General features: G+C 66.8%; 15 protein-coding genes. 9 read left to right on the top strand and 6 right to left on the bottom strand.

Features of this window, described 5'->3' with window-relative positions; genetic code table 11:
* Positions 1-24 precede the first annotated feature (24 nt).
* Positions 25-831: an SDR family oxidoreductase gene (locus RMCN_RS25180; protein WP_067395212.1), complete on the bottom strand. Its 807-nt coding sequence runs from the start codon at positions 829-831 to the stop codon at positions 25-27.
* 171 nt (positions 832-1,002) lie between these two features.
* On the opposite strand from RMCN_RS25180, the gene RMCN_RS25175 reads away from it, so the two are divergent.
* Positions 1,003-2,442 (top strand): coniferyl aldehyde dehydrogenase, encoded by a 1,440-nt coding sequence (locus tag RMCN_RS25175; RefSeq protein ID WP_234787782.1) that lies wholly within the window; start codon positions 1,003-1,005, stop codon positions 2,440-2,442.
* Here RMCN_RS25175 and RMCN_RS25170 read toward each other — a convergent pair.
* From RMCN_RS25170 to RMCN_RS25155, 4 genes are read right to left on the bottom strand one after another with little or no spacing between them, the layout of a single operon-like run.
* A complete protein-coding gene (locus RMCN_RS25170) occupies positions 2,426-4,081 on the bottom strand; it encodes a medium-chain acyl-CoA ligase Mig (RefSeq protein WP_067395030.1) in 1,656 nt (551 codons plus the stop codon). The genes RMCN_RS25175 and RMCN_RS25170 overlap by 17 nt on opposite strands.
* Before the next feature lie 8 nt (positions 4,082-4,089).
* Positions 4,090-4,704: a PaaI family thioesterase gene (locus RMCN_RS25165; protein ID WP_067395027.1), complete on the bottom strand. Its 615-nt coding sequence runs from the start codon at positions 4,702-4,704 to the stop codon at positions 4,090-4,092.
* A 7-nt stretch (positions 4,705-4,711) separates the two neighbouring features.
* Positions 4,712-5,329 (bottom strand): cysteine hydrolase family protein, encoded by a 618-nt coding sequence (locus RMCN_RS25160; protein ID WP_067395024.1) that lies wholly within the window; start codon positions 5,327-5,329, stop codon positions 4,712-4,714.
* Positions 5,326-6,324 carry an aromatic ring-hydroxylating oxygenase subunit alpha gene (locus RMCN_RS25155; protein WP_067395021.1) on the bottom strand — a complete coding sequence of 333 codons (999 nt, stop codon included), beginning with the start codon at positions 6,322-6,324 and terminating at the stop codon, positions 5,326-5,328. The genes RMCN_RS25160 and RMCN_RS25155 overlap by 4 nt, the downstream gene beginning before the upstream one ends.
* A 159-nt stretch (positions 6,325-6,483) precedes the next feature.
* On the opposite strand from RMCN_RS25155, the gene RMCN_RS25150 reads away from it, so the two are divergent.
* From RMCN_RS25150 to RMCN_RS25130, 5 genes are read left to right on the top strand one after another with little or no spacing between them, the layout of a single operon-like run.
* Positions 6,484-8,109, top strand: coding sequence for a flavin-containing monooxygenase (locus RMCN_RS25150; RefSeq protein WP_067395018.1), 1,626 nt, complete (start codon positions 6,484-6,486; stop codon positions 8,107-8,109).
* A complete protein-coding gene (locus RMCN_RS25145; protein WP_067395015.1) occupies positions 8,106-9,218 on the top strand; it encodes an esterase in 1,113 nt (370 codons plus the stop codon). The genes RMCN_RS25150 and RMCN_RS25145 overlap by 4 nt, the downstream gene beginning before the upstream one ends.
* Positions 9,218-10,279: a phosphotransferase gene (locus RMCN_RS25140; RefSeq protein WP_067395012.1), complete on the top strand. Its 1,062-nt coding sequence runs from the start codon at positions 9,218-9,220 to the stop codon at positions 10,277-10,279. The genes RMCN_RS25145 and RMCN_RS25140 overlap by 1 nt, the downstream gene beginning before the upstream one ends.
* Positions 10,279-10,656 carry a nuclear transport factor 2 family protein gene (locus RMCN_RS25135; RefSeq protein WP_064414429.1) on the top strand — a complete coding sequence of 126 codons (378 nt, stop codon included), beginning with the start codon at positions 10,279-10,281 and terminating at the stop codon, positions 10,654-10,656. The genes RMCN_RS25140 and RMCN_RS25135 overlap by 1 nt, the downstream gene beginning before the upstream one ends.
* Positions 10,653-11,696 (top strand): TIGR03857 family LLM class F420-dependent oxidoreductase, encoded by a 1,044-nt coding sequence (locus RMCN_RS25130; protein WP_067395009.1) that lies wholly within the window; start codon positions 10,653-10,655, stop codon positions 11,694-11,696. The genes RMCN_RS25135 and RMCN_RS25130 overlap by 4 nt, the downstream gene beginning before the upstream one ends.
* A gap of 182 nt (positions 11,697-11,878) precedes the next feature.
* On the opposite strand, the gene RMCN_RS25125 is transcribed toward RMCN_RS25130, so the two are convergent.
* Positions 11,879-13,375, bottom strand: coding sequence for an acyl-CoA carboxylase subunit beta (locus RMCN_RS25125; RefSeq protein WP_067395006.1), 1,497 nt, complete (start codon positions 13,373-13,375; stop codon positions 11,879-11,881).
* A gap of 86 nt (positions 13,376-13,461) precedes the next feature.
* On the opposite strand from RMCN_RS25125, the gene RMCN_RS25120 reads away from it, so the two are divergent.
* The 3 genes from RMCN_RS25120 (at position 13,462) to RMCN_RS25110 (ending at position 16,444) form a co-directional block, all read left to right on the top strand.
* Positions 13,462-14,514, top strand: coding sequence for an LLM class F420-dependent oxidoreductase (locus RMCN_RS25120; protein ID WP_067395003.1), 1,053 nt, complete (start codon positions 13,462-13,464; stop codon positions 14,512-14,514).
* A gap of 11 nt (positions 14,515-14,525) precedes the next feature.
* Positions 14,526-15,749, top strand: coding sequence for a cytochrome P450 (locus RMCN_RS25115; protein WP_067395207.1), 1,224 nt, complete (start codon positions 14,526-14,528; stop codon positions 15,747-15,749).
* Positions 15,750-15,862: 113 nt separating this feature from the next.
* A complete protein-coding gene (locus RMCN_RS25110; RefSeq protein ID WP_067395000.1) occupies positions 15,863-16,444 on the top strand; it encodes a carboxymuconolactone decarboxylase family protein in 582 nt (193 codons plus the stop codon).
* Positions 16,445-16,464 lie beyond the last annotated feature (20 nt).

Below are 16,464 nucleotides of genomic sequence, written 5' to 3'. Positions count from 1 at the left end.
TACTGTAAAGCTTACAGTATCGGTCTACGTGACGATAGGTGCAGGCTGTGGCAGCTGCACGGGTGCGCCTGCGAGCATCGAATTGACGAAGCCGGCGTCGACCTGGAGGTCCTGGCCGGTGATCCACCGCGCCTCCGGGGACCCGAGGAACGAAATGACCGGCACGATGTCGTCGACCGAGGCATGACGCCCGACAGTCGCCTTGCACATGTCCAAGACCTCTTTGCCCATGGTCTGCTCGAAGTCGGTGAGGATAGGTGTCTCGACCGGTCCGGGGCTCACGGTGTTGACCCGCACGCCGTACGTCGTCCACGCCGGCCCCGCAAGCCGTTTGGCGTACAGGATCGCCGCCTGCTTGGACGTGCTGTACACCGGGTAGTCCGGATCCTGCTCGGCCTGCCAGCGCTCGACGGCGTCGGCGTCGGTGAGTTCGAGCAGTCCGTTCAGGGTGTCTATGCGCTGGTCCCACCCGAGCGCGGCGGTGGAGGCGACCGCGACGATCGACCCGCCACGGCGCATGCGGGGGAGCATGCCTTCGACGACCAGTCGCATGCCGAGGTAATTGACCTTGAGCACGTCGGCCGCCGGAGCTGTGCCGGGGACGCCCGCGACGTGCGCCAGGGTGTCCCAGCCGGCCCCGATCGAGTCGAGCAGGCGGCCAATGTCTGCCGGATCGCGCAGATCGCAGCGGGCGGATTCGGAGGCGGGGGTCCGGTGGTCGCGGACGTCGACCGCGAGGACGTGATCGCCGCGGTCGTGGAAATGCGTCGCGAGAGCTGCCCCGATGCCCGAGCCCGCACCGACCACGACGACTTTGCGCTTTTCGGTCATCTCATGCATTCCCTTCGCGGACGGGTGGCGTCGGCGTAACATTCGAATGGCCGACTGTAAGCACGACAGTAAACAATTCGGTTCCGGCAGACAATCATTTTCGGAGATGGTGGTGCGATGAGCGAGAGCACAATTCAGGTCGGTGCCGCCCGGAGCACCCCTCGGGAGGCGATGTCAGCCGTCCTCGAGCGCCAGCGCAGCGCGTTCCTGGCCGACGGCCCGCCCAGCGCTGCCGAGCGGCGCCATCGCATCGACCGGTTGCTGTCGCTCGTGCTCGACAACGCCGACGAGTTCGTCGACGCCATGGCCGCCGATTACGGAACCAGGCCCAGGACCGGCTCACTGTTCACCGAGATACTCGGCATGATCTCGGTCATCGAGCACACCAGATCGCATGTGGCCCAGTGGATGCGCGCGGCACGGTTGGTGCGGGCCGGCCGGTTGTTCGGTCTTCGGGCCGAGGTCGAACCGTCACCGCTCGGAGTGGTGGGGATCATCGGGCCGTGGAATTTCCCGGTGAACCTGGTGGTGCTGCCCGCTGCGGCGGCCTTCGCCGCGGGCAACCGGGTGATGATCAAGATGTCGGAGATCACGCCGCGCACCGCGGAGCTGATGAAGTCGTTGGCGCCGAGGTACTTCGATGTCACCGAGCTCGACGTGGTGACCGGCGGGCCCGATGTCGCGGCCGAGTTCTCGTCGCTGCCTTTCGACCACCTGTTCTTCACCGGCTCGCCGTCGGTCGGAGCGCTGGTGCAGCGGGCGGCCGCCGAGAACCTGGTGCCCGTGACCCTGGAACTCGGGGGTAAGAACCCGGTCGTCGTTGCGCGCGACGCGGACCTGCGTCGGTCGGCAGTCCGCATCGCACGATCGCGGATGATCAACGGAGGTCAGGTCTGTGTCTGTCCCGACTACGTCTTCGTGCCTGGAGACCGTGAGGCCGCCTTTGTTGAGATCGTCAAAGAGACGTGGCGGCAGATGTTTCCGGCAATCGTCGACAACGACGACTACTGCTCGTCGGTGAACGAGGCGAACTTCGATCGAGTGGTCGGCCTGGTCGACGATGCGCGGGCGAAGGGCGCGCGCGTCGAGTCTGTCGCACCGGCCGGCGAGGTCCTGCCCGACCGCGCGACCCGCAAGATGGCCCCGACCCTCGTGCGTGATGTCGACGACCGGATGGCCATCGCCGCGGAAGAGGTCTTCGGCCCCGTACTTTCGGTGCGGCCCTACCGCGATCTCGACGAGGCGATCGACTACATCAACCAGCGGCCCTCACCGCTGGTCGCATACTGGTACGGACCGGACGACACGGAGTTTCGGCGCTTCGTGCGGAGCACCCGAAGCGGCGGCGTCGCGCGAAATGACTTCGCCGCGCAGATGATTCCGTCGGCAGCGCCGTTCGGGGGAGTCGGGCGCAGCGGGATGGGCGCCTACCACGGTAAGGCGGGGTTCGACGCGTTCAGCCACCACCGCACGATCGTCGGCTCCGACCTCCCGGTCACCATCACCGGACGCGCGGCCCCACCGTTCACGCCCTCGCTGCGCGCGACGACGGCGCTCGGGCTGCGGATGGCCCGCAACCGGACCTGGCGTCGGATCAGGCGTTCGCGCTGATCGCCTGCTCGCGGGCCCAGCGATAGTCCGCCTTGCCCGCGGGGCTGCGCTCGATCGCCGGGCGGAACACCACAGCCTTCGGAAGTTTGTAGCGCGCAATCGAATTCGCGGCGTGGTCGATGAGTTCCTGAGCGTCGGCGCTGGCCCCCTCGGTGAGCGCGACGACCGCGACCACCTCCTGGCCCCACCGGTCACTGGGCCTGCCCGCCACCACGACATCTGCCACCGCCGGGTGCGACAACAGCGCGGTCTCGACCTCCTCGGCGAAGATCTTCTCGCCGCCGGAGTTGATGGTGACCGAATCGCGTCCCAACAGTTCGATCGACCCGTCGGCCTGATGGCGGGCGCGGTCACCCGGAATCGAGTAGCGCACACCGTCGATCACCGGGAAGGTCTTGGCGGTCTTGTCCGCATCGCCCTTGTAGCCAAGCGGCACATAGCCCCGCTGCGCCAACCAGCCGATGCCGTCGTGGCCGGGTTGCAGGATCGCGCTGAAATCCTCGGCGGCGACGAAGGTGTCGGGACCGGCGTTGAACTGGCCCGTCGACACCGCACCGGGAGCCGACATGTGGTTCATCTGGATACCGGTCTCCGAGGACCCGACGCCGTCCATGACGATCAGGCCGGGTTTGACGTCGATGAGCCGTTGTTTGGCGGTGGGGGTGAGCAGCGCCCCGCCGTTGGCGATCACGGCGAGCGACGACAGATCGGCCGAACTGCGCTCGATCGCATCGGCGAGCGGACGTGCGACCGCATCGCCGACCACCTGCACCACAAGGACTTTCTCCCGCTCGATGGTCTCCACGACCTCGTCGACGTCGAGGCTGGCGGGATTCGCCGTGAACACGATGGTCTGCCCTGTGGTCAGAGCCGTCATCGCAGCCCACTGCGCGGCGCCGTGCATGAGCGGCGGCAGGGTGAGGATCTTGGTGCCCGGACCCTCCGTCACCCGCTTGGCGATGTCGTCGAGCGAGGTGATCAGCTCGCCCGTGGCCATGTTGCGGCCCCCGAACGAGGTCATGAAGATGTCGTGCTGACGCCACAGCACGCCCTTCGGCATGCCCGTCGTACCGCCGGTGTAGAGCACGTAGAGGTCGTCGGGCGAGGGCTCGATGGGCGGCAGCACCGGGGTGCCCGAGCCGACGATCGACTCGTAGTCGACGGCGCCGTCCAGCAGATCGTTACCCGAGTCGTCGGCGATCTGGATGAGCACCCGCAGATTGGGCAGATCCGCCAGCACCTCGGCGACGCGCGGCGCGAACGCCGCGTGGTACAGCAGTGCGCTGGCGCCCGAATCGTTGAGCAGATACTGCAATTCGTTCTTGACGTACCGGTAGTTGACGTTGAACGGTGCGACCCTAGCCCGCCACGAGCCGAGCATGCCTTCGACGTATTCGGGGCCGTTGTAGGCGTAGATCCCCAGCAGGTCCTGGCCCACCTCATGGCCGGCGAGTTCGGAACGCTCGACGTGACAACCGAGCCCGCGGCTGTGCAGGAACGCGGCCAGGCGGTTGGCGCGTTCGACGACCTGGGCATAGGTGTATCGGCGATCGCCTTGGACGATGAACTCGCGGTCGCCGATCACGGCGGCGACGGTGTCGGCGGCGGCCGGGACGGTGAACTGTGTGGTCACAGACATCGTGCCTTTCAAGGCTGGTGGGCAAGCAGTTTGATCATCAGACCGTTGGCCTCGGATAGTACGTTGCCGTCCGCGTCCGTCATCGCCGCCCTCACGAACAGTTTGCGTCCGTCCACCGCGTCGATCCACGCCCGCGACTCCAGCGGCGCCTCGATCGGCGTCACCCGCCGGTAGTCCACATGCAGGTAGGCGGTGCGGCTGTCGGGTCGGCCCGCGGCCGACACCACCATGCCGAAATGCCAGTCGTAGAACAGCGGGATCACGCCACCGTGCACCGCGTCATTGCCCCCGACGTGGAAGCGGCTGAAGTGCCCGCGCATCGTGACCTCGTCGGGTCCCGACGCCACGACCTGCCACGGTGGCATCAGCGGGTGGCCGTTGCCGGGCAGGTTGGGCGCCCGGCCGGCAGGGGCCACACCGGCGGGAGCGTTGTGTTCCTCCAGGCGTTCGCACATCTCCTCGAGCAGTGCGGCCGAATCGTTCCACAGCGCGGCATCGGGATCGCTGGACACCGTGATGTTCTGCAGCCGGCGCAGCGCCGCGATGAAACGACCCATCTCCGGCGATCCCAGAGCCGGTTTGACCCTGGCGAATTCGCGGATGTCGTTCTCGGTGTCGGTCACTGCGCGGCTACTTCCATGTGTCGATCAACTCGTCGGTGGTGGTGATCGTTGCCAGCAGCGACAACGTGTTGTCGATGATCGCATTCGAGTAGTCGGTGGGGATTCCGGCCACCGCATCCCGCGGGACCACGACCCGGTACGCGGCGTTGACGGCGTCCATCACCAGGTTGGTGATGGCGACGTTGACCGACACTCCGACGGCGACGATCGTCGAGACCCCGAGATTGCGCAGCACGGCGTCGAGGTCGGTGCCGCCCATCGGGCCGATGCCGTGCCAGCGCCGCAGCACGACGTCGGAGGGCTCCGGCCCCAGCTCGGGCAGCAGTTCGGCGCCCGGGGTGCCGGGCGCGATGGCATCGCCGGCGGTACCGCTCATCCGGAAGATCTTGGCGTTGTGGTTGGCGCCGCGCCCGTCGGGCCGCCGCTGGACCAGGCAGTGCACCACCGTCACACCGGCGGTGCGGGCCGCCGGCAGCAGCCTCCCGATGTTGGGGACCGCTTCGCGCCGGGCCTCCTCGGCCAGCACCTTGAGTCCTGCGTCGGGTCCGACGACCGCACCCTGGCATTCCTGCGTGACGATCGCGGTGTGGCCCGGGGCGGCGAGCTCGGCGAGGTCGGGTCTCACACCGACGCCGGAACATCGTAGAACTGCGTCGCCCACTTCCGAAGCGCCATATACGGTTTCGCGTCTGTGCGAGACAGCGCCGGGTTCTCGATGTACTCCTGGTAGCGCCAGATGTTCAGGTCGTCCCAGACGGTCCCCATGAACTGGCGCTCGACCTTCTGGCGGACCTCCTCGGGCGGGACGTCGGAGGTGTCGCCGGGTAGCCGTGGCCACCAGATCGAATAGAACATGTCCGAGTAGCCGTCCTCGACCGGCGTGCACGCGAAGATCAGCCGGTGGTTCGACGAGCCCTCGAAGGCGCTGATCGCGAACCCGAGGCCGGACAGGTGGCTGTGGATGTAGAGCGCCATCTTGTCCGGGTCGTCGCTGGAGGCGTCGGGCCAGCCCGTCAGGAACCGCCACTCCTCGTCGACGACCTCCCAGTTGAGGCACTTCGGGGTGACCGTCGCATGATGCACGTAGTGGAAGTGCGCGCTGTCCGGCCCGTTCTCGGCGACGATCTGCGGATGCACCGGTTCGCGTTCCGCGCGACTCGAAAACTCCGGGTACGGGCGGTAGTACGCGTCCTCGTCGGTCGGGAATTGCGGGAATTTGTGGAACAGATCGGGCAGCTCCCACCGCGGTGGCTCGCCCTCGGGGTGATGCCAGGCGAACACGCAGCCGTATTGTTCGCGCACCGGAAAGACGCGCAGCCGCAACGCCTTGTTGGGCCGGTCGGGCTGGTAGGGAATGTAGCGGTTGGTGCCGTCGGGCCCCCACCGCCAACCGTGGAAGGGGCATTCGACGCAGTCGCCGACGACCTTGCCGCCGTGGCCGATGTGCGCACCGAGGTGCCGGCAGTGCGCCGACAGCACATGCAGGTCGCCTGCCTCGTCGCGGTAGGCCACCAGATCCTCGCCGAAATACCGCAGCGGCCGGGTCTCGCCCGCGGGGAATTCCGCGGACCAGCCGATCATGAACCAGCCGGTGACCTTCCAGGTGAACGGTACTTTCATGCCGGGCAGCCTCCCGAGTCGGCGAACTAATGGAAGAGCTTACAGTAGTGGTTTCAGGAAGGGCCATACCGGAGCGGTGTTTCCGAAACCCCACCAGCCGTCCGGCGCAATACTGTAATAGTTACAGTATCTCCACTTCCCGGACGTGAGGGCCTACTTGTGACGACATCCGACTCCGCCCGCTTCGACGCGATCGTCGTCGGGGCCGGGTTCGCCGGTCTGTACGCGCTGCATCGACTGCGGGAGCAGGGGCTGCGCACCGTCGTGCTCGAGAAGGCCGAGAACGTCGGGGGCACATGGCTGTTCAACCGGTATCCCGGCGCGCGCTGTGACATCGAGAGCATCGAGTACTCCTACAGCTTCTCCGAGGAGATCCAGCAGGAGTGGGTATGGACCGAGACGATGCCTCGCCAGCCCGAGATCGAGGCGTACCTGAATTTCGTCGCCGACCGACTCGATCTCCGTCGCGACATCCGGTTCCATACCGAGGTCACCGCGATGACGTTCGACGAGGCCGCCTCTGAGTGGGAGGTGCAGACGGCAGACGGGGAGGTGTTCGTGGCACCGTTCGTCGTCGCGGCGACGGGGATCCTGTCGGTCCCGAAGGAACCGGAGATACCCGGTATGGGCGCCTTCGAGGGGCTCTCGCTGTTCACCAGTCGCTGGCCGAAGCAGGATGTCGACCTGACCGGCAAGCGGGTGGGCGTGATCGGAACCGGTTCCACCGGTGTGCAACTGATCCCGGTCGTGGCCCAACAGGCCGGCCACCTCACCGTGTTCCAGCGATCGCCGGCCTACACGCTGCCGTGGGAGGTCCGCCCGTTCGACGACGGCGAACTCGACGAGCTCAAGGCCAATTACGCCGAGATCCGCGCGGCGCAACGAGAACACGCGGTGGGTGCGGCCCGGCTGAGCGCATTCTCGGTGATGTTCGAAATGATGACCAAACCGCCGCTGAAGTCCGCATCGCGCGAGGAACAACTGCGCGCCGTCGAGGAGGGCGGCATCATCGGTGCGCTCAGCTGGGGCGACGTCTTCTTCGACATCGAGGCCAACCAGATGGCGGCCAAACTCTACGGCGAGGCGGTGGCGCGCATCGTCAAGAATCCGGAGACCGCAGCGGCGCTGACCCCGACACACCCGTTCGGGTGTAAACGCCCCATCATCGACCAGGGCTATTACGAGACGTTCAACCGCGACAACGTCACACTCGTGGACCTGCGCAAGGAACCGATCGTGGAGGTCACCGCGACCGGAATCCGCACCGAACAGGGCGATCACGATCTCGACGTCATCATCTACGCCACCGGCTTCGACGCGATGACCGGGGCGATGACGCGAATCGCGGTGACCGGGCGCGACGGGATGTCACTCGGAGACTTCTGGACGAACGAGGGGCCATACGCCTACCTCGGTATCGCGGTGGCGGGCTTCCCGAACCTGTTCATCATCCAGGCGCCCGGAAGCCCCGCTCCGGCAAGCAATTACGTGACAGCCCTCGAACAGCACGTCGACTGGATCGGCGAGTGCATCGGCTACCTGAGCGCTCACGGGTATCGGAGCATCGAGGCGCTACCCGAGGCCCAACGCGAGTGGATCGACCACGCGACATCGCTCGTGGCGCCGACGGTGCTCGACCATCCGTCGTGCAACTCCTGGTACAACGGCGGTAACGTGCCCGGCAAGAAGCGGATGTACATGGGTTACACCGCGGGCATTCCGGAGTATCGGCGTCGCTGTGACGAGGTCGCCGATGCCGGCTACACCGGGTTCAAGCTGGCATGAGAACGGCCGAGCGCGCGTACCGTATCGGTCGGGACTTCGCAGGCGTAATGCCGCGGGCGCACGCCGCCGTCGCCGGACACGACGATTGGAAGCCGTTGTCCCGCAGGGGTGCCCGGCAATTCGGCGAGGTAGTGCTCGACGAACTTGCCCTGACGGGGATGACGCTGACCGCGTCCCCGCCCAGACTGGAGCGCACGCTCGAGTCGTGTACCGGCGCGGCCGACGAGCTGGCCGAATTGGGCATGGCCGGCGTCCACGTCGCACCGGATGAGCTGCAGCCGCAGACGATCCGCCGGCGCCGGTTCGGCAGATCCCGGTACGAGCAACTGACCTTCGAACACGATCCCCACCTGCCAGAGTCGTTGGCCGCCGAGGGATTCGGCGGGCCGGCCACCGCGGTGGTGCATCTGTGTCGCAGTGGCGAGGAGCCGCGGCCGTGGCTGGTTTGGGTGCACGGGGCCGGCCAGGGGCTGCCGATCGATTTGGTGTTCTCGAGGGCTCGTCGGCTGCAGGAGCAGCTCGGATACAACATCGCGCTGCCGGTGCAGCCGGGCTGTGGGGTTCGGCGTGAGCGGTGGCCGACCTATCCGAACATGGACCCGCTGAACAACCTGGCGGGCATGATCCGCGTGGTGTCGGAGGTGCGGGCGGTGCTCCGTTGGCTTCGACCGCAAGCGAGCGCCGTTGCGTTGTCAGGGGTTTCGATGGGCAGCCCGGTGGCGGGTCTGGTGTCACACCTCGAGGATGTCGACGCCGTCGCGGTCTACACGCCGATCTTCGGGCTCAACGCGATGATCGCCGGACACTTGGGGCGGTGGGGTCCGTCGGTGCGCGACACGGTGAAACTGATGCGGTCAGAGCCCGTCGAGCGCGTGATGTCGGTCGTGGATTATCAGGCGGTCGAACCGACGGCCCCGCCCGAGCGCCGGCTCATCGTCGGTGCGTGGCACGACCAGATGGCGCGACGGGAACCGGCAGAGCGACTGCACGAGCGGTGGGGCGGCGACCTGTACTGGCATCGGGGTAGCCACGTCGGCCACCTGTTCGCGGGCGGTGTGCAGCGAGCGTCGGAACGCTTTCTCGGGGCAGTCAGGGAAGGAGTCGGTTGATGACGACGAGTATGGCAGCGGTACCGGGCGGCATCGATGAGCTCGATGCCGCCTGGTTGACCGGGGTGCTGCGCGCCGACGCAGGGCTGGACGGCGCGACGGTCGACGATGTCCGGGCCGAGCAGATTGCGATGGACAGCGGCTTCTCGTCGCTGCTGTACCGGTTGCACCTGAGCGGAACCGCGGTGCCTCCGACCCTGATCGCGAAGCTTCCCGCGGTGTCGGAAGCTCGCGGTGCGATGGAGTTGCTGGGCGGATACCGGCGCGAGTTGTCCTTTTACCGCGACGTCGCCGGGCGCGCGCCGATGGACACACCGCGGGTGTATACCGCCCGCATCGCCGATGGCGGCGTCGATTTCGTGCTGCTGCTCGAGGACCTCTCGGAGTGGGACAACGCCGACCATCTGGCCGGGCTGTCCATGGATCGCGCCCGCACCTGCATCCGACAACTGGCAGGTCTGCACGCGTGGTCGGGCGAACCCGCCGTGCTGGAGCAGTTTCCGAGCATCGACACCCCGATCGCGCGGGACCTGCTGCTGCCGGCGTTCGGGCCGGGGTGGGAGGTCTACCGCGCGCACACCTCGGTGAACGTGTCGCCGGCGGTGGCCGCGTTCGCCGAACATTTCGCCGAACGCGCGGTCGCGGCACTGCCCGCGCTCGCCGAACGGGACATGTTGCTGCACGGGGATATCCGGGCCGACAACCTCTTCTTCTCGGGTGACGCGATGAAGGTGGTGGACTTCCAGTTCGCTGCCCGCGGCGCCGGTGCGGCCGACGTGGCCTACCTCGTCACCCAGGGCCTGCCGACTGCGGTGCGCGAAGGTCACGACGAGGTGCTGCTGCGTGAGTATCTCGAGCACGTCGCCGCGCACGGCGCCTCGTACGGATTCGACGAGGCGTGGCGGCACTATCGTTTTGCGGCCGTCTATCTGATGGTGTTGCCGGTCATCACGCTCAACGGGTGGGATGCGCTGCCGGAACGGTCCCGCCGCCTGTGCCTGACGCTGACCGACCGTGCGGTGGCCGCGATCGACGCCATCGGCGCTCTGGAGGTGTTCTGATGAGCCGGTCCGCGCGTGAGGTGGTGGAGCTGTACAACCTGGTGGCGTGGAACAAGGCGGACTTTGGACTGGCCGACGAGCTGTTGGGCGAGACGGTGATTCGTCACGAGGTCGGTGAGCCGGCGCATGTCTTGACCCATGAACAGGCGGTGGCTCGGGTGGTGGACATGTGGAATGTGTCGGAGAGCATCCGGTTCGACCTCAACCTGGTGGTGGCCGGTGATGACGGGGAGCACGTCGCGATCGTCTACCAGTCCCCGATCAAGATGAAGGACGGGACGCAGACCACGATCGGCAGTATGGAAGTCTTCCGGGTGGTCGACGGCAGGATCGTCGAGGTGTGGAACTGCGGCTACAAGCAAGGAGTCTGGACGTGACCGAATCTGTGCTCGACGAACTGGGCTACTACTTGTTGGCCGGCGCCGGGGGCGACGGCCCGGCAACGCTGATGGACGAGGCCCGTCGGGGCGAGGAGCTCGGGTTCGGCACCGCGTTCATCTCCGAGCGATGGAACGTCAAGGAGGCGTCATCGCTCGTCGGCGCGGCGTGCGCGGTCACGTCGCGCATGCAGATCGCCACGGCGGCAACGAATCACAACACCAGGCACCCGCTGATCACCGGATCGTGGGCGACGACGATGCACCGGCTCTCGGGCGGGCGCTTCACGCTGGGCATCGGGCGCGGGGTCGCGGCGATGTACGCGGCGTTCGGGATCCCGTCGGTCACGACCGCGCAGATGGAGGATTTCGCCAACGTCATGCGTCGGCTGTGGCAGGGCGAGGTGATCTTCAACCACGACGGACCGATCGGCAAGTACCAGGTTCTGTTCCTGGATCCGGACTTCCGCGAAGACATCCGGCTGGCGGTCGTGGCGTTCGGCCCGCAGACGCTGGCGCTCGGGGGTCGGGCGTTCGACGACGTAATCCTGCACACCTACTTCACTCCGGAGACGCTGCAGCGCGCGGTCAAGACCGTCAAGGACGCCGCAGAAAAAGCGGGCCGCGATCCGTCGGCGGTCCGGGTGTGGTCGTGTTTCGCCACGGTCGGCGACCATCTGCCCGAGGAGCTGCGACTGAAGAAGACAGTCGCCCGGCTGGCCACCTATCTGCAGGGCTATGGTGATCTACTGGTCAAGACGAACGGCTGGGATCCCGCTGTGCTGCAGCGCTTCCGCGACGACAAGGTCGTACAGTCGATTCCCGGCGGAATCGACCACAAGGCGTCAGCCGAACAGATCGAGCACATCGCGACGCTGATACCCGACGAATGGCTGGAGCCGTCGGCCACCGGGTCGGCCCAGCAGTGCGTCGAGCGCATCCGCAAGGAGTTCGACTACGGCGCCGACGCGCTCATCATGCACGGCGCGACGCCCGACGAACTCGAGCCGATCGTCGCCGCCTACCGCGCATCGGCGTGAGCTGGCCCCATCTCGGCGAGCGGCGTCAGCTAGCCCCATCTCGGCGAGCGTGCGTGTTTGCACACGACGCGCCGCGGAAAGTGCGCAGTACGCGCACGGTCGTCGCGCCCGAAAGTGCGTGTAGTGCTGAATATTTGCCGCGTGTCGTGTGCAAACACGCACGCTCGCGCAAACCCGCGAGGTCAGGGCGTGATGACCGTGCGGGCCACCGGTTCGGCTGCGGCCTGGCGGCTGTAGACCGCCCGCTGCAGCCCCCACAGCAGAGCGTTGCGGGTCTCCTCGGGATGGATCAGGTCGTCGAAGCCGAGGTGGCCGGCCGACCGGAACGACGCTTCGACTTCCATCTGCCGAAGCCGCGCCTCGACATCCTCGGCGGCGTGTGACGCCTTGCTGAGGGCGGCCGCGCTCATCGCGCCCATCGTCGCGCCCGGGTATGCGAACGTTGCGCTCTGGTTGTCAAATCCCAACAGCGACATCACCATCGAGCCGAAACCGTATGCCTTGCGCAGCGTGACGTGCAGCTTGATGGTCGTCGCGGCGGTCTGCGCGGCGAACATCCGCGCACCGCTGCGCAGCACGCCCGACTTCTCCGATCGGCTGCCCGGCAGCATGCCCGGGTTGTCGGCGAGGAAGACGATCGGCAGGTGAAACGAGTCGGCGACCGTGATGAAATGCGCCGCCTTGTCCGCGGCGTCTGCGTCGATGGAACCGGCGATCACCTGCGGTTGGTTGGCAACCACCGCAACCGGGTGGCCGCCGAGATGGGCCAGCGCGCAGATGATCGCGGGCCCGAACTTCGGCTGGATCTCGAACCAGTCGGGGCGGTCGAAGACGACGTCGAGGACGCGCCGCATGTCGTAGACGCGCCGGTTGCCGCGGGGGACCAGTTCGAGCAACTCCGGGGTGGTCCGCGGGGCGGTCGCTTCGTCGGCGGGAAGCGACTCCGGGTAGGACCACGCGCTGGCCGGGAAGTACGACAGGTAGCGGCGGATGTCGTCGAGCACCGCTTCGTCGTCCTCGGCCAGGTTGTGGATCACACCGCTCGCGAGGGCCACCGTGGGACCGCCGAGATCCTCTTTCGAGATGTCCTCGCCCGTCGATTCTTTCACCACGGGCGGACCCGCGGTGAAGATGGCGCCCTGGCGGCTCATGATCGTCCAGTCGCAGACCGGAGCGACCAGCGCGCCATGTCCGGCGGACGGCCCGAGCAGGCCGGCGACCATCGGCACCTTGCCCGAACACTGAGCCTGGGCGAGAAGATCGGTCGGGGTGCGGCCGTAGTGTTCGCCGCTGGGACGGAATCCCGCACCCTCCAGCAGCATCACCAGCGGCACCTTGTCGCGCACGGCCAACTCCGCCAATCGGTACCGTTTGGCGTTTCCGCCCGGGCCGATGCTGCCCGCCAGGGTCGTGAAATCCTCGGCGCCGATCATCACCGGCTTGCCGTCGAGATAGCCGGAGCCGGCGACGATGCCGTCGGCGGCGATGTCACCGCCGACCAGCGTGCCGAACTCGCGGAACGTGCCCTTGTCGAGCAGATACTCGATGCGCGCGCGGGCGTCGAGCTTGCCCTTGTCGCGGTGCTTGGCGACCCGCTCGGCGCCCCCCATGTCGTACGCGGTCTGACGCCGCCGCGACAGCTCGTCGAGCGTGGCATGCCAATCCTCGGCCTTGGTCATCACAACTCCTGTCCATGGATAGGCGATCGTCGCACCGGCATGACCTCGTTGACCATACTGAATTGCTTACTGTAGCGTCTACGACCATGCTTAGCGGCGCCGGCCTGAAGGTCGACGGGGCGATTTCCAGCCAGCTCGCCAACGTGGCCGAAACGGCGGGCACGCTGCAGCGGCGCGGTTACGACGGATGCTGGACCGCCGAGGTTGCCCACGACCCGTTCCTCCCGTTGACGCTGGCCGCCGAGCACACCGAAACCCTCGATCTCGGAACCAGCATCGCGGTGGCGTTTGCCCGAAACCCCATGACCGTGGCCAACATCGGCTGGGACCTGCAGGACTACTCGCGCGGCCGGCTCATCGTTGGGCTGGGGTCGCAGATCCGCCCGCACATCGAGAAGCGGTTCAGCATGCCGTGGAGCCAACCCGTGCGTCGCATGGGCGAATTCGTCCACGCGATGCGCGAGATCTGGACCTGTTGGCGCGACGGTACGCGGCTGCAGTTCGAAGGCGACTTCTACACGCACAAGCTGATGACGCCGATGTTCACTCCCGAACCGCACGACTACGGGTTCCCGAAGGTCTTCATCGCGGCGGTGGGCGAGGCGATGACCGAGATGGCCGGTGAGGTTGCCGACGGCGTTCTCGCCCACGCCTTCACGACCAAACGCTACTTCGAAGAGGTCACCATCCCGGCGCTCGAGCGCGGCATGGCCCGATCGGGCAGAGCGCGCAGCGACTTTCAGGTGTCGTGTCCCATCTTCGTGGTGACCGGTGCCGACGAGCGCGAGGTCACTGGCGCCGCCGTCGCCACCCGCAAGCAGATCGCCTTCTACGGGTCCACCCCGGCCTACCGCAAAGTGCTGGCGCTGCACGGTTGGGGCGATCTGCACGACGAGCTTCACCGGCTCAGCCTCGCAGGCGAGTGGGACGCGATGGGCACGCTGATCGACGACGAGATTCTCGAGACGTTCGCCGTCGTCGCCCCGATCGACAAGCTGGGGGCCAAGATCAGAGACCGGTGCGACGGCGTGATCGACCGGGTGATGATCGGATTCCCGCGCTCGATAGACGAAGCGACGATAGTTGCCGTGCTGGAGGAAGTACGCGCACATGACGGTTCGGCAGAGGAGTTGTTGTGAGCACACGGATCATGGACGAGGCGGCCAAGGTCTTTGCCACCCCGCAGGCCTACACCGATGAAGCCAAACTGCATGCGTCGTTGACGCATCTGCGTGCCAACGCACCCGTCTCGTGGGTAGATGTGCCCAATTACCAACCGTTCTGGGCGATCACCAAGCACGCCGACATCATGGACATCGAGCGGGCCAACAACCTGTTCACCAATCATCCGCGGCCGGTGCTGGTCACCAAGGAGGGCGACGAGCAGCAGGCAGCCATCGGGGTGCGCACCCTCATCCACATGGACGATCCGCAGCATCGTGTGGTGCGCGCCATCGGAGCCGACTGGTTTCGGCCGAAGGCGATGCGCGCGTTGAAGATCCGCGTCGACGAACTCGCGAAGGTGTACGTCGACAAGATGATGGACATCGGCAACGAGTGCGACTTCGTCCAGCAGGTCGCGGTCAACTTCCCGCTCTACGTCATCATGTCGCTGCTGGGCATCCCGGAGTCGGACTTCCCGCTGATGCTCAAGCTCACCCAGGAGTTGTTCGGCAGTGACGACGACGAGTTCAAGCGTGGCACGGATCAGGCCGACCAGATGTCGGCGCTGGTCGAGATGTTCCAGTACTTCACGGCATTGACGGCTTCGCGCCGCGAGAATCCGACGGACGACCTGGCCTCGGCGATCGCCAACGCGACCATCGACGGCGAACCGCTGTCGGACATCGACACGATCTCCTATTACGCGATCATCGCCGCGGCGGGGCACGACACCACCAGCGCGACGATCTCCGGCGGGATGCTGGCCCTGATCGAGAACCCCGACCAACGCCACAAGCTGTGTAGCGATCTGGCCCTGATGCCGCTGGCGGTCGAGGAGATGATCCGCTGGGTCACACCGGTGAAGGCCTTCATGCGTACTGCCGCCGAGGACACCACGGTGCGGGATGTTCCGATCGCTGCGGGCGAATCGGTTCTGCTGTCGTATGTCTCGGGCAATCGTGACGAGGACGTGTTCGACGATCCCTTCCGCTTCGACATCGCCCGTGACCCCAACAAGCACATCGCGTTCGGGTACGGCGTGCACTTCTGCCTGGGGGCGGCGTTGGCCCGCATGGAGGTCAACAGCTTCTTCAGCGAGCTGCTGCCCCGCCTGAAGGGTGTGGAGCCCGCGGGCCGTCCCGAGTATGTGGCGACGACATTCGTCGGCGGGCTCAAACACCTGCCGATCCGCTACTCACTGACGGTCTAGCCGGGCTCGGCTTGGCCTCACCGGCCGGTTGCCGCCCGAGCTTATGGCCCAACGGTTCCGACCGCGCGAGTTAACGTGTACCCACGCCAGAACCGCTGCGATGTGAGGTGGCCATGTCCCGAGTTGCGCCGTCGTCGGCCTTTGCTTCGATCCCGACCGACGATCTGGGCCAAGGCGATCGGATCAACCTGGGCGTGGCCTCGATACTCGGCCATCGTCCCGACGTCGCGGGAGCGCTCGGCTCACTTCGGGCGGCACTGCAATCCAGCGGCACCCTGTCGCCGAGGCTCGTGGAGCTCGTGCGGCTGCGCATCGCGTTCCACAACCAGTGCCGCAGTTGCATGTCGGTGCGCTACCAGAGCGCGGTCGATGCAGGGCTCACCGAGGACGCGGTCTGCTCCCTGGAACGCCCGGAGGAAGCCGACGACCTGTCGGACGCCGAGCGAAGCGCGCTGCGGTTCGCTGATCTGTTCGCCACCGATCACCTCGCGATCGACGACGCCGTCTACGACGACCTTCGGCGCCATTTCGCCGAGGATGAACTCGTCGAGCTCGGCGTGCATTGTGCGTACGCGGTAGGTATGGGCCGGCTGGCCGCGACATGGGCCGTCACCGACGATGTCCCCGGCGCCTTCCGTAGCGCCGAAACGACTGCGGCACCCTGGATTTCCGAAGGGGTCATCGCGTCGGGCTAGCGTGTGCAGCCGAATCCCGA

This window comes from Mycolicibacterium novocastrense (genome assembly GCF_001570485.1).
Classification (GTDB): Bacteria; Actinomycetota; Actinomycetes; order Mycobacteriales; family Mycobacteriaceae; genus Mycobacterium; species Mycobacterium novocastrense.
Note: the sequence above shows the minus strand (reverse complement) of the source record. Positions and strands in the feature narration are given on the sequence as shown.